This window comes from Exiguobacterium sp. s63, from assembly GCF_018617335.1.
Classification (GTDB): Bacteria; Bacillota; Bacilli; order Exiguobacteriales; family Exiguobacteriaceae; genus Exiguobacterium.
The window spans coordinates 406,327-419,429 of the sequence record NZ_JACSKB010000002.1 but is presented as its reverse complement, the minus strand read 5'-3'; the positions used below and the strand labels follow the sequence as shown (position 1 = coordinate 419,429).

Annotated in this window: 10 protein-coding genes; 3 read left to right on the top strand and 7 right to left on the bottom strand. The window is 47.2% G+C overall.

The features are described 5' to 3' along the window. Nucleotides 1–35: 35 nt before the first annotated feature. Together coxB and cyoE are read right to left on the bottom strand one after the other, a co-directional pair. Nucleotides 36–1,052 carry a cytochrome c oxidase subunit II gene (coxB, locus tag KNO90_RS08935; RefSeq protein WP_353047808.1) on the bottom strand — a complete coding sequence of 339 codons (1,017 nt, stop codon included), beginning with the start codon at nt 1,050–1,052 and terminating at the stop codon, nt 36–38. Between the two features lie 58 nt (nt 1,053–1,110). Beyond that, complete coding sequence (cyoE, locus tag KNO90_RS08930) at nt 1,111–2,037, bottom strand: heme o synthase (RefSeq protein WP_214739926.1); 927 nt, start codon at nt 2,035–2,037, stop codon at nt 1,111–1,113. Between the two features lie 333 nt (nt 2,038–2,370). Between cyoE and KNO90_RS08925 the strand changes: the two genes are divergently transcribed. Then, a complete protein-coding gene (locus KNO90_RS08925) occupies nt 2,371–3,276 on the top strand; it encodes a COX15/CtaA family protein (protein ID WP_215113470.1) in 906 nt (301 codons plus the stop codon). 32 nt (nt 3,277–3,308) lie between these two features. Here the strand turns inward: KNO90_RS08925 and KNO90_RS08920 are convergent, their stop codons facing one another. The 4 genes from KNO90_RS08920 to KNO90_RS08905 all read right to left on the bottom strand — a co-directional run bounded on the left by KNO90_RS08920 (nt 3,309) and on the right by KNO90_RS08905 (nt 9,786). Then, on the bottom strand, nt 3,309–4,661 hold the full coding sequence (locus KNO90_RS08920) for a cryptochrome/photolyase family protein (RefSeq protein WP_215113469.1): 1,353 nt from the start codon (nt 4,659–4,661) through the stop codon (nt 3,309–3,311). Nucleotides 4,662–4,714: 53 nt separating this feature from the next. After that, nucleotides 4,715–8,149, bottom strand: a complete 3,435-nt coding sequence (locus tag KNO90_RS08915; protein WP_215113468.1) for a pyruvate carboxylase — start codon at nt 8,147–8,149, stop codon at nt 4,715–4,717. Nucleotides 8,150–8,185: 36 nt separating this feature from the next. Then, nucleotides 8,186–9,421, bottom strand: a complete 1,236-nt coding sequence (locus tag KNO90_RS08910; protein WP_214739919.1) for an FtsW/RodA/SpoVE family cell cycle protein — start codon at nt 9,419–9,421, stop codon at nt 8,186–8,188. An 86-nt stretch (nt 9,422–9,507) separates the two neighbouring features. Then, nucleotides 9,508–9,786, bottom strand: a complete 279-nt coding sequence (locus tag KNO90_RS08905) for an Fpa/YlaN family protein (RefSeq protein WP_015881276.1) — start codon at nt 9,784–9,786, stop codon at nt 9,508–9,510. Between the two features lie 172 nt (nt 9,787–9,958). Between KNO90_RS08905 and KNO90_RS08900 the strand changes: the two genes are divergently transcribed. Together KNO90_RS08900 and KNO90_RS08895 are read left to right on the top strand one after the other, a co-directional pair. After that, nucleotides 9,959–10,426: a hypothetical protein gene (locus KNO90_RS08900; RefSeq protein WP_215113467.1), complete on the top strand. Its 468-nt coding sequence runs from the start codon at nt 9,959–9,961 to the stop codon at nt 10,424–10,426. Between the two features lie 100 nt (nt 10,427–10,526). Further along, on the top strand, nt 10,527–11,723 hold the full coding sequence (locus KNO90_RS08895; protein ID WP_215113466.1) for a multidrug efflux MFS transporter: 1,197 nt from the start codon (nt 10,527–10,529) through the stop codon (nt 11,721–11,723). Nucleotides 11,724–11,758: 35 nt separating this feature from the next. On the opposite strand, the gene KNO90_RS08890 is transcribed toward KNO90_RS08895, so the two are convergent. Beyond that, nucleotides 11,759–13,072, bottom strand: a complete 1,314-nt coding sequence (locus KNO90_RS08890; protein ID WP_215113465.1) for a PhoH family protein — start codon at nt 13,070–13,072, stop codon at nt 11,759–11,761. Nucleotides 13,073–13,103: the final 31 nt, after the last annotated feature.

The window sequence follows — 13,103 nt, the reverse complement described above, 5'->3', positions numbered from 1 at the left end:
AGTGGTCTGTGCCACGTGAAATCCCCCTTTTCCCGTTAGTCAATTTTCTGCTCATACAAGAAGTCAACGAGTGCGTCTAACTCTTCGTTGCTGATTTGACCCTCATTGAAAGCTGGCATTTTAGCCCCTTGTTTTTTGTCTTGCGGGTTGCGAATCCACTCTTTCAAGTTATCCTCATTGTTTTCAAGGTAACCTGTGAGCCATTCACGATCTCCGAAGTTCGTTAAACTAGGTGCGACTTTACCGCCACCGTGACAGCTTAAGCAGCTTTGGACATACACTTCTTCACCTGTTGTCAAGTTTGCGTTGTCTGCCACAAGTTTTTCAGCGTTTTCGTCTTGTTTTGCTTTCATGTCTTCGAGCCATTTGTCGTAATCTTCTTGCTCGAGCGCGATGACTTTAAAGTCCATGAGGGCATGTGACGGACCGCAAAGCTCGGCACACTTCCCATAGTAAGTACCTGGTTCATTTGCATGTAACCACATTTCGTTATCAAGTCCTGGGTTCGTATCTGTTTTACCAGACAAAGCCGGTACCCAGAATGAGTGAATGACATCTTTAGACGTCAAGTTGATTCCTACTCGCTTCCCAACTGGGATGACGAGTTCTTGCCCTGTTACAACGCCTGCTTCTGGATATTCAAATTCCCACCAGTACAAGTTTGCTGTAACGTTGATTTCTTCTTCTTTTTTCGCTTCTTTCGCTTTCGCGAGTTCGACAGTCGTTGTGATTGTCGGTACAGCGAGAATGACGAGAAGGATAATCGGAACGACTGTCCAAATCATCTCAAGTGTACTGCTACCTTCAACTTGCTTCGGAATTGATTCATCTTTCCGACGGAACTTCATAAGCACGAACACGTAAATGACCGTGACGATGATGAGTACGAAGAGCATGATCGCCAAACTGATGAGAATGATGCGGAGCTGAAGCTCAGCCCCTTCTCCCATCGGCTTCAATGCAGACAATCCCTCTTGACCGCAACCTGATAACAGGACTGCGAACATCATCATCGGGACGATGCCAAACAGAAGCTTCTTAAATGATTTCACAACAATCCCCACTTTCTCCCAAAATGATGTGTAATGGTTTTCTATATAGTGAGTGCGATTATGCCAATGCTGCAGTCAAAATCAGCGCGATAATCCACACGACTAAATAAATTAATGAATAGAAGAACATTTTGTTTGCCCACTTGATTTCATCCTCGGCTTTGAATCCTTTCAATCCGAGATACAACCAGTAGCCCCCTAAACCGGCTGCGACTGTCAAGTAAACAAGACCGTAATGCATAAATAAGAGCGATGCTGGAATCAGCGTCACAATCCACCAGATGATCTGCCGTTTTGTGATGGCAAATCCGTTCACGACCGGAAGCATCGGAATGCCTGCCGCTCGATACTCTTCCGTCCGTCGCATGGCGAGCGCCAGGAAGTGTGGTGGTTGCCATAAGAACATGACAAGGAACATGAGCCACGCATCGATATGAAGTGTCGGGTCTAATGCTGCCCAACCAATCAGCGGTGGAACGGCTCCCGAAATACTACCGACGACTGTATTGAGCGTACTCGTACGCTTCAGCCACATCGTATAAATCACGACATAAAAAAATGCCCCGATTAAACCGAATACTGCGGCGACGTACGATACAAGGAGCAATAAAAGTGTTCCGATTGCAAGTTGTGTCAATCCGAGAAGTAAAATCTTCTCTCCTGAAATCTTGCCGGTTACACTCGGTCGATTGTCCGTACGATCCATTAAGTAATCGATGTCTCGGTCCACAAAGTTGTTTAGGTAACAACTCCCCGAAATCACGAGTGCGCTTCCTAACATTGTTAATAAGAGCTGTGGCCAAACTTCAAACAAGTAAAGGACTGGCGTATCGCTCTGGTACGTCGCTGCCACGAAGAATCCCGCAAACACCAACAACAGGTTGGCGCGAACGATTCCCATTTTCGCTAAGGCGACGTAATCTCGGAATGACGTTGATTCTGTATACTCTACATCTACCGTCATCCCTGGGTTGACTTTTGTCATACTGACCCCCCCACATAATCACGAAATCCTCGCATTCTCTTCACAGAAAAAACACAATATGAACAAAATACACTTAACTCTCTACAAAGATACCATATTTTTTTAAAAAATACGCCCTTTATGCTTGTAAAATAGCGAGTTTTTTGTGTCAATAGTGTGATATTTGTCACACCTTATGTGCTTTGCTAATATTAGAATAACGTTTTTGATAACGATTGCAAGCTTTTCCATTTCGTTTTTTGAACGGAAAGCCGTATAATAAGTATGGCGAAAAAAATATAAATAAACAAGGTACATTTTTATCGGATTTTGATTAGAAGCAGGTGGTAATGCATGCATAAAAAACTCGCGTTTTTCTCAGGGTTTGTCACCCTCGGGATGATGCTTGTCCTCATCATGGGTGGAACCGTGACGAAGACGGACTCTGGAGATGGCTGTGGAACAGACTGGCCACTCTGCCATGGGAAATTGATCCCGACCAACCCTAGTGTCGAGACGATGATCGAATACAGTCATCGTGTCGTATCAGGTGTTGAAGGACTCCTCATCATCGCACTCGCGATTTGGACGTTCATCGCGGTCAAACATCGGGTCGATGTGAAAATCTTTGCGTTTCTCGCATTCATCTTCATGCTCATCCAGTCAATCATCGGAGCAGGCGCTGTCATTTGGCAACAATCAGACGCCATTTTGGCACTGCACTTCGGAATTTCTCTCGTTTCATTCGCTTCTCTCTTGGTTTTGACCATTCTCTTATTCGAAGGTGACCGCGAACATAAGTTGGTATCGAACCGATTGCGGTCCCACTTATATGGTCTCTCCCTCTACACGATGATCGTCGTATACACAGGAGCCTACGTCCGACATCTCGGTGCCACTTACGCTTGTGTCGGTTGGCCAATCTGTGAACAAAGTGTATGGACGTTTGAATCTTACGTGCAAATGGGGCATCGGATCATGGCGGGTATACTCGTCTTGTATACGCTATATGTTCTTTACTTGTCACGAAAAGAGGCGAACCGATTAATCGAACGAGGCATGACGGCTTCTCTCTTCTTCATTCTGCTTCAAGTCGGAACAGGTGCTTGGATCGTTCTCGGTGGACACGCCACATATGTGCCACTCCTTCACGCATTCTTAATCACTTGCTACTTCGGTATCCTCGCTTATCTTTCTTATCACGCATACCGATCGACAGCACGACAAGATGGGACACAACTCAACAACATGAACGGATGACCAAACAAAAAAGCGCCGCGGCGCTTTTTTGTTTACAATTCTTTAAATCGTTCGAGGGCTCGTTCTCTCGCTTCTTTATGATCGACAATCGGCATCGCATAATCTTCTCGCTCTGCCGGGTCCGGAAAGTGTATCGATTTGTCCGTCACATGTTTCAGCTCCGGCACATACTTCCGGATGAACGTTCCGTCAGGGTCAAATCGTTCGGATTGTGTCGTCGGATTGAAAATGCGGAAATATGGAACAGCATCCGTCCCGACCGAGGCTGCCCATTGCCACCCACCAATATTCGATGACGCCTCGTAATCAATCAATTTCCGTTCGAAATAGCGCTCTCCTTTTCGCCAGTCGAGAAGGAGATGTTTCGTCAAGAACGATGCAACAATCATCCGCAGGCGGTTGTGCATCCAACCCGTCTCATTCAACTGACGCATCGCCGCGTCAACGATTGGATAGCCGGTCTCTCCATTACACCATTTCTCAAACTGCGCCTCATCGTCTTCCCATTCAAGCGCTTTATATTTTTCATTGAACGGATTGTCTTTCAATCCGTCGAACTTTGCCATCACCATATAGTAAAATTCACGCCACAACAATTCATCGTAATACGTGTCGCGTCCTTTTGATTGTCTCGCGGACAGTACCTGCTCGGTGATGGTACGAACCGATAACACACCAGTCCGTAAGTATGGAGATAATCGACTCGTCCCAGCGATGCTCGGGATATCACGCTTTTCGTCATAATCGACCATGCGATCATTAACGAAACGGGTCAAGCGTTTCTTCGCCTCGGTCTCTCCTAACCCTTTCCATTCTCGCTCACAGCGTTTGAACAAGTCCTTCAGTTCACTCGGTTGCTCATTTTCTGAGCTGATGAAATGCTTTAAATGGTCGACATCAACATCATACGGTTTTGGCGGTTGTTCGGCATAAGCTGCTTTTTTGAACGGTGTGAACACTTTATACGGATCCCCACTCTTCGTTCGAAACGCATCGGGATGAAACAGATGTCGATCAAGGAGTCGTACGACTTTCACCTCTTCACTAAGAGCTTCGATGACACGATCGTCTCGTTGCTTGAACGGTTCCACATACTCCGCATTGAAGTAAAGCACATCCATCTCCCCGAGCTGTTTCACGAAATCGTTCGCTGTTTCCGCGACAAGCACTCGAAGCCCTAATCCTTTCGACTCTAAATCATCCATAAACGTCCGCATCGTCGAGAAGAAATAATCGTGACGCACTTCAAACGGATCGCAGTATTTCGGATTTAGCCAAAAGACGAAAGCGAGGTCATCCCCATCCTCCATATCGTTCAGCGCCCGGTGAAGCATATGATTATCGGTCAATCTGAAATCCGATCGAAACCAACATACTCGTTTCATCATTCCCACTCCCATCTACAAAAAAGAAGCATAGCGAACTATGCTTCTTTTGATTATACAAATTCAATCAACAAATCGTCACTTTGTATTGTGTCGCCTTCTTTAATATGAATGGCTTTAATTTCACCATCTTGTGCCGCTTGAATCGTCGTCTCCATTTTCATGGCTTCCGTGACGAGCAACTGCTCTCCACGATGTACGCGACTACCTGGTTCGACCAATACCTTCAAAACAGACCCCGGCATTGAGGCGCCGACTTGTTTCACGTTCGAACGGTCCACTTTCGGACGGCTTGTCGTTGCCGATTTGACGTTCACGTCTTTAATCTCGATTTCACGCGGAACCCCGTTCATCTCATACGAGACAAGACGGATGCCATCCTCGTTTGGCGCACTCACTTGAACGAGTTTGATGATTAACGTTTTCCCTGTCTCGATTTCGACTTGGATGGTCTCTCCTACATTTAATCCATAGAAGAACGTTAACGTGTCGAGTACGGATACGTCCCCATACGTCGTCGTATGTTTGACATAGTCCTCATATACCTTCGGATAAAGGGCATGGGCGAGAAGTTCAAAATCGGTGACCGGTCGTTCGAATCTCTTAAACAACTCTTCCCGAGACGATTCAAAGTCATATGGTTTGATCAGTTTACCAGGACGAACATTCAATGGTTCCTCGCCTTTTAAAATGACTTGTTGAACATCTTTCGGGAAGCCTCCAGGAGGTGTCCCAAGCTCCCCGCGCATCATTTCCACGACTGAGTCTGGGAAGTCCAGTTGATGACCACGCGTCATAACATCTTCTTCCGATAAGTTGTGCTGCACCATAAAGAGCGCCATGTCCCCTACAACTTTTGAAGAAGGAGTAACCTTGACGATATCCCCGAACAACATGTTGACTCGGGCGTACATCGCTTTAACTTCTCCCCAACGATCACCGAGACCGACCGCTTTCGCTTGTTGTTGAAGGTTCGAGTATTGACCACCTGGCATCTCGTGCTCATAAACAGACGGATGCGGAGCACGCATATCGCTCTCGAACGGTTCATAGTTGTGACGAACGTCTTGCCAATAATCACTGATCACTTCATATTGCTTCGGATCAATCTTCGGTTGACGCTCGTGATGGTTGAGCGCATACACTAAGCTTCCACCCGAAGGTTGCGAAGTCATTCCGGACATGGAACTTGCGGCAACGTCAACAATGTCGACACCGGCATCTGTTGCACGAGCATATGTGAAGATCCCGTTCCCAGAGGCATCATGCGTATGCAAGTGAATCGGTAAATCGACGGCATCTTTCAATGCCGATACGAGTGCATAGGCCGATTCCGGCTTCAATAGACCTGCCATGTCCTTGATTGCCAAGATATGTGCACCACTCGCCTCAAGTTTCTTCGCGAGGTCGATGTAATACGGAAGGTGGTACTTCGGACGGTTGCCATCATACAAGTCTCCCGTATAACAGATGGCTGCCTCCGCCACTTTTCCAGTCGGAAGTGTCGCATCGATTGCCAATTGAATCGATTCTAGGTTGTTGAGACTGTCAAAGATTCGGAACACGTCGACTCCTGCATACGCTGCTTCATGGACAAACTTCTCAATGACGTTGTCCGCATAGTTTTTGTATCCGACCGCATTCGCACCGCGGAGCAGCATTTGAATCAAGACGTTCGGCATCTTCTCACGAAGCTTCATTAGACGTACCCATGGATCTTCTGACAAGAAACGATAAGCGACATCGAACGTCGCTCCGCCCCATGCCTCGACCGAGAACAATTCTGGCATAAGTTTACTTGTCGGTTCGGCGATGTTTAGGATGTCCTGCGTCCGCATACGCGTCGCGAGTAAGGACTGATGCGCATCTCGCATCGTCGTGTCCGTCAACAATAGTTCCGGTTGACGTTTGATCCAGTCGGCAAGGCCGTCCGGTCCGAGTTCCGTCAGGATTTGCTTCGTCCCTGGTTTTGCTTCAGACGGAAGATCATGTGGGATTCGCACCGAGCGGCTGATCGGCTTGTCTTTCAGACCGACACCCGGGAATCCGTTCACCGTCACATCACCGATATAGTTCAACAATTTCGTCCCACGGTCTTTTCGTTTCGGGAAGACGAACAGTTCTGGTGTCTCATCGATAAACGACGTGTTGTAGTCCCCATTGATGAAGTTCGGATGTTTCATCACGTTGATCAAGAACGGAATGTTCGTCTTGATTCCACGAATCCGGAACTCGTTCAAGTTTCGAACCATTTTCGAAGCGGCTTGCTCGAACGTCATGCCGTGTGTCGACAGTTTCACGAGAAGCGAATCGTAGTACGGTGAAATCTCTGCACCGACATATGCGTTTCCGCCGTCAAGACGAACACCAAAGCCACCTGGAGAACGGTAAGCCATGATTTTACCTGTATCCGGCATGAAGTTGTTTCCTGGGTCTTCAGACGTCACACGTGATTGAATGGCATAACCGAGAAGTTTGATCTCTTCTTGCTTTGGCATTTGAATCATATCGCCGTGGAGCGATTCACCTTGCGCGATCATCAATTGTGTTTGAACGATGTCAAACCCTGTCACCATCTCTGTGATCGTATGTTCGACTTGAATGCGCGGGTTGACCTCAATGAAGTAGAACGACTCGTCCTCGGTCACCAAAAATTCGACTGTACCGGCGTTAACGTATCCGACGTGTCGCATGAGTTGGACCGCCGCATCACAAATCTTTTGACGTGATGCATCAGATAAGGTCACACACGGTGCCACTTCGACAACTTTTTGGTGACGGCGCTGAACTGAACAGTCACGCTCGAACAAGTGAACGATGTGACCATGCTCATCCCCTAGGATTTGCACTTCAATGTGCTTTGGACGTTCGACGAGTTTTTCTATGTACACTTCGTCAGAACCAAACGCCTGTTTCGCTTCTGACTTCGCGCGTTCGATCAAGTCTTTCATTTCCGCTTCTGTCCGAATGACACGCATCCCGCGACCTCCGCCACCCATCGATGCTTTGACCATGAGCGGGAAGCCGTGCTCTTTGGCAAATGCTTCAGCATCCTCATACGATGTGAGTGGTCCATCTGAACCTGGGATAACAGGAAGTCCAGCGGAAATGGCGCTTTGACGTGCACGGACTTTATCTCCAAACGCATGCAAATGGGATTCATGAGGACCAACAAAGATAATTCCTTCTTCACGGCAACGTTTTGCAAGCTCGATGTTTTCTGAAAGGAATCCGTATCCCGGGTGAATCGCATCACTGCCTGACTCCTTAGCGATTCGGATCACGTCTTCAATATCGAGGTATGCATCGATCGGTTTTTTATCTACACCGATCAAATAGGCCTCATCCGCCTTAAAGCGATGTAACGAACCGCTATCTTCCTGTGAATAGACAGCTACCGTTCGAATGCCTAACTCTGTCGCCGCTCGAAATACGCGAATGGCAATTTCCCCACGGTTTGCAACAAGTAACTTTTTAATTGGTTTCAAATGAAATCCCCCCGTTAATAAAGTTTGGTTATTTTCTTACCTGACAACGTGAAGTGACGAACGTTGAACGTTTTCTTCTGACTTCACCCGAATTTCTTCTCGTCGTGTCGCTTCTCGATGACGGTTACGCATCGAGATACTACTGAGCACACCGAGTACACCCATCATCATGATGAGCGATGTTCCCCCATAACTGACCAGTGGCAAGGTTACCCCTGTCCCTGGGAACCAACCGGACATCGCCCCAATATTGATGGCCGTTTGAATAATAATTTGTGATGCAATCCCAAACGACACGAACATCGCAAAATGACTATCCGCATGATTGGCGATATGAATCGCGCGAAACGCGATGAAGAAGAGCAGTACCAATACCGTCAACACACCGAAGAACCCTAACTCTTCAGCAATAATCGACATGATATAGTCGGTTTCAGGTTCTGGTAAATACCCATACTTTTGAAAACTGTTCCCGAGTCCGACACCGGTCAACCCACCATGTACGATGGAGATGATTGACATGAGCAATTGGTGCCCGTAACCTTCCGGGTCCATGAACGGATTAAATACGACCTCGATCCGGCTCCGTTGATTTTCTGAAAAGATAGTCGTAAACAACAAGAAGACAGCGCCGACCCCAGCTAATATTCCTGGTATCATGATGCGAAGTGGAGCCCCAACACCGAACCACATGAGAAGCATGATGGACCCGAGGACGAATAACCCTCCCATATCCGGCTGCCCATTGATGGCGATGGCATATAACGAAAAGTAAAAGAGAACCGGTACTAAGAAGAAGGCCCCGATTTGAGCACGCCATCCTTTTTTCGTGATGGCGGCCCGAGCGAGACGACCAGGAAGCCCTTTTAACTCGTTATTCCATAATTCATGATAGTAGTTCGCTAGCAAGATGATCAGAACGAACTTCGCAATCTCGACCGGCTGAATCGTGAATCCACCGACGATGAGCCAAGCGCGCGCCCCGTTTAACGGAGGCATGGCCCACGTGACGAACAGTAAAATGACGGATAACGCATAGAGACTGAGACGAAGTCCTTTTTTCCGAAACATCTCATAACGGAACAGCGAGGCAATCAAGTAAACAAAAATCCCAATTCCGACATAGACGAGCTGGCGATAAAACAAACTGTTATTCGCGTAATCCCCACGATTCCATACGCTCGCACTATAAATCATAATCGAGCTCAGTCCGACGAGCAAAAGCACTGACAAAAACAACGCAAAATCAAAATACCGAAACCGTGTTTTCATGTATTCACTTCCTTATGTAAAACAATCCGACAACCTTTATAAAAAAATACTCAAACAGCGCCACTTGCACAGTTTGAGTATAAGGTTCATAATTCTGAAGCTTCTGCCAAGGCAGATAACTTTTGTTCCAATGAATCGAGCAGTCCTTTACCTTCAATGTCTGAAATGAGTCCAAGACGAACCGCAAAATCAATTTGGCGCGATAGTCCAAACATATGTGTATCAAGCACCTCTTCATAAAGCGGGCACTTCGGCATTTTAAGGTTTTCTAACTGCACTTCAATCAGACAACGGATTTTTTCAGCATCCGCCTCGAGTAACTGAAGCGCTTGCTCCCGTTGGATTGCAGCCAAATTTGTCGCCACTACGACCCCTCCTCCGTACGATGACAGACTGTTTGTCATAACTCAACTGTACATTATCTTTCATCATAATTCAATGTACAGTATGGATGATTGCGACATTCTTCCTCTTTTCCATTTTAAGAGAAAGAGCGCTATAATGAAATGTGTAATGTGTATGAAGGGGGATATTAGCATGATTTTTCCGCTAGACGGATCGGTTCGACATCCTATAACGATCGACCCGACCGTATGGATTTTTGATGATCGGAAACGAAAAATTGAAGAATTGGACGCGGTGGCAGAGAATGACCAAGAGGCCTACTATGCAAAAATGGGGAAAGCATGGGATGATGGGCTGACACAAGGGACTAGAGTCGACCATAATAAACCGATGTCTCGGCAAGACAAGGACGCGGCACTACGTGATTCATTCGCAATGCCGCTCGCACCATTTATAAATAATGCCGAACCAGTTGATTTGGCGACGCATATCCGCTTTTACGGGGAAACCGTGTTGACGATTCCACTCCATGATGCATCTCGCGTCTATTTACAATTCTCAAAAGACGGAAAGGTGCTCACGGATGGTCCTGTCTATGTCCTGTACGACAATCAGATTATCCGCCAAGTGAATCACATCACTGTGCTCAGCGGTCAATGAGAAGGGACTCCCCTTCTCTTTTTTTGGACTTTTTAGTTCACAAAGTGTAACATATAGTGTGTTGACTATAAACTGAATAAGAAAGGTCGTGACGCTTACGATGCCTCTTTGGAAACGAAATTTAATCGTTGTTTGGATCGGTAGTTTCTTGACCGCCGCTTCGATGAGTCTCGTCCTACCATTTCTCCCATTGTTCGTTGAACAACTTGGGGTAACAGACCCGGACCACGTCGTCACCTGGTCCGCCGTCGCATTTGGTGCGACATTCCTCGTGGCTGCCATCGTATCTCCGATGTGGGGGCGCTTGGCCGATCGCAAGGGAAGAAAATTGATGCTCATTCGAGCCAGTCTCGGTATGGCCATCGTCATGTTTCTCATCAGCTTCGTTCAAGATGTCTATCAATTAGTCGGGTTGCGCTTACTTATGGGTGCCGTTTCTGGCTTCATCTCAGCCGGAATCACCTTGGTCGCTTCCCAAACCCCAAAAGAGAAAAGTGGCTGGGCGCTCGGTACCCTGTCAACCGGTGGCATCACCGGTGGTCTTCTCGGTCCGCTCATCGGCGGACTCCTCGCAGACTGGATTGGGCTTCGATCCGTTTTTCTCTTTACCGGAAGTGCACTCTTCCTCACGTTCTTAATCACACTTTGGTTCGTCAAAGAAGATTTTGTCCCCGTGAAACGCGAAGAACTGGCTTCAATGAAATCCATCTTTACGTCGTTACGTCATCCACAACTCGTTGTCGGATTGTTCGTGACAACGTTCCTCACCCAGTTTTCGACACAATCGATTGGTCCTTTGTTGACGTTATACGTCCGCGAACTGAATCCGCATACGACCGCTCTCGCCTTTATGGCCGGGATCGTCGCCTCTGCACCTGGACTGGCTGCTCTTTTTTCTGCTCAACGCTTGGGACGCTTGTCCGACCGATATGGCGCAGAACGGATTTTATTCTGGGCACTGCTTCTTTATAGCTTATTCCTGATTCCGCAAGCGTTCGTCACCTCGACAACCCAGCTGGTTCTATTACGGTTCGGAATCGGATTCGCGACAGCCGCCTTGATGCCGTCCGTTCAATCACTTCTTCGTCAGCACACACCCGTATCGGCGACTGGACGAATCTTTTCCTATAACCAATCGGCACAGTTTATGGGAAATTTACTTGGACCGCTCTTCGGGTCTCAAGTAGTGGCCCATTTCGGGTTCTCTGCCCTCTTCGTCATCACAGGATTGATTATGATTTCGAATGCATTTTTAGAACGAACAAACGTTCAAGCTCTACAGTTGGATACAAAATAACGCCGAGCATCGCTGCCCGGCGTTTTTGTGTTGGTTTATAGTAAGTCGGCCGCCAATCTTGCGAGCGACGAGCGCTCCCCTTTTACAAGCTGGACGTGACCGAAGACGTTCTGACCTTTGAATCGTTCTACCGCATACGTCAATCCATTCGAATATTCATCAAGATACGGATGGTCGATCTGGTACGGGTCACCGACGAGTACGATTTTGGAGTTTTCTCCGACACGTGTGAGAATCGTCTTAATCTCATGTTTCGTTAAGTTTTGTGCCTCATCGATGATGATAAACTGATCCGGCATGCTTCTTCCTCGAATGTAGGTAAGTGCTTCAAGTTGAATCGACTTCATGCCGGCTAGAATATTTCCTAACTCATCTTTTGAATTAGCGCTAAATAAAAATTCTAAGTTATCGTAAATCGGTTGCATCCAAGGGCGAAGCTTTTCTTCCATCTCCCCTGGCAAGTAGCCAATATCGTTCCCCATCGGCACGACCGGGCGAGCAACGACGAGTTTATTGTAACGTTGCTCGTCCTCAACGAGTGAGAGTCCTGCCGCTAAGGCAAGAAGCGTCTTCCCGGTACCGGCTTTCCCAAGTAAGGTGACGAACGGAATGTCATCTCGAAGCAATAGATCGAGCGCCATCCGCTGCTGGACGTTTCGTGGATGAATTCCCCAAATGTGATCTGCATCAAGTGCCAGTGGTCGTAAAATCGGTTGAAGCGAATCGACCACAGCAAGTGCACTCGCTTTCGAGACGTTACTTTTCAAGACGACGAACGAGTTAGGGTACAACGTCTGTTTCGTCAATGCGGATGTCGGAAGTTGACGCACCTTATAAAATTCATCGATGAGTGCCTGATCGACTTCCATTTCTCGATAGCCGGCATATAAATCCGTCGTATCGACGATATGGTCGGTCAAATAATCTTCTGCATCGATTCCAATGGCGTCCGCTTTGACACGGACTAATATATCTTTCGAGACGACGACGACTCTATGGTTCGTGTCATGCTCGTATTGTTTCATTAATCCTAACGCTACCATTAAGATGCGATTATCATTCGTCATGACATCGAACGGAATATCAACCTGGTGTTGACCGATTTCGACAAACAGACGCCCCCCATTTTCAAGCGGCACGCCGTCATGGAGTTTCCCTGTCGTCCGGAGTTGGTCGAGGACACGTGATGTTTCTCGGGCGTTACGCCCGACCTCGTCCATGTTTCGTTTTTTACCATCAAGTTCTTCTAAAACAATGGCCGGAATGACCACGTCATGTTCTTCGAATTGAAATAAGGATAGCGGATCATGGAGTAGTACGTTCGTATCAAGGACATACGTTTTTTTCATAGACTTTGCCGCCCCTCGAATATAGGATAGT

Excerpts from the sequence above, each read along its gene's own strand:
- cyoE (WP_214739926.1), bottom strand. The coding sequence starts at position 2,037 with ATGACAAAAGTCAACCCAGGGATGACGGTAGATGTAGAGTATACAGAA.
- KNO90_RS08925 (WP_215113470.1), top strand. The coding sequence starts at position 2,371 with ATGCATAAAAAACTCGCGTTTTTCTCAGGGTTTGTCACCCTCGGGATG.
- KNO90_RS08920 (WP_215113469.1), bottom strand. The coding sequence starts at position 4,661 with ATGAAACGAGTATGTTGGTTTCGATCGGATTTCAGATTGACCGATAAT.
- KNO90_RS08910 (WP_214739919.1), bottom strand. The coding sequence starts at position 9,421 with ATGAAAACACGGTTTCGGTATTTTGATTTTGCGTTGTTTTTGTCAGTG.
- KNO90_RS08900 (WP_215113467.1), top strand. The coding sequence starts at position 9,959 with ATGATTTTTCCGCTAGACGGATCGGTTCGACATCCTATAACGATCGAC.
- KNO90_RS08895 (WP_215113466.1), top strand. The coding sequence starts at position 10,527 with ATGCCTCTTTGGAAACGAAATTTAATCGTTGTTTGGATCGGTAGTTTC.
- KNO90_RS08890 (WP_215113465.1), bottom strand. The coding sequence starts at position 13,072 with ATGAAAAAAACGTATGTCCTTGATACGAACGTACTACTCCATGATCCG.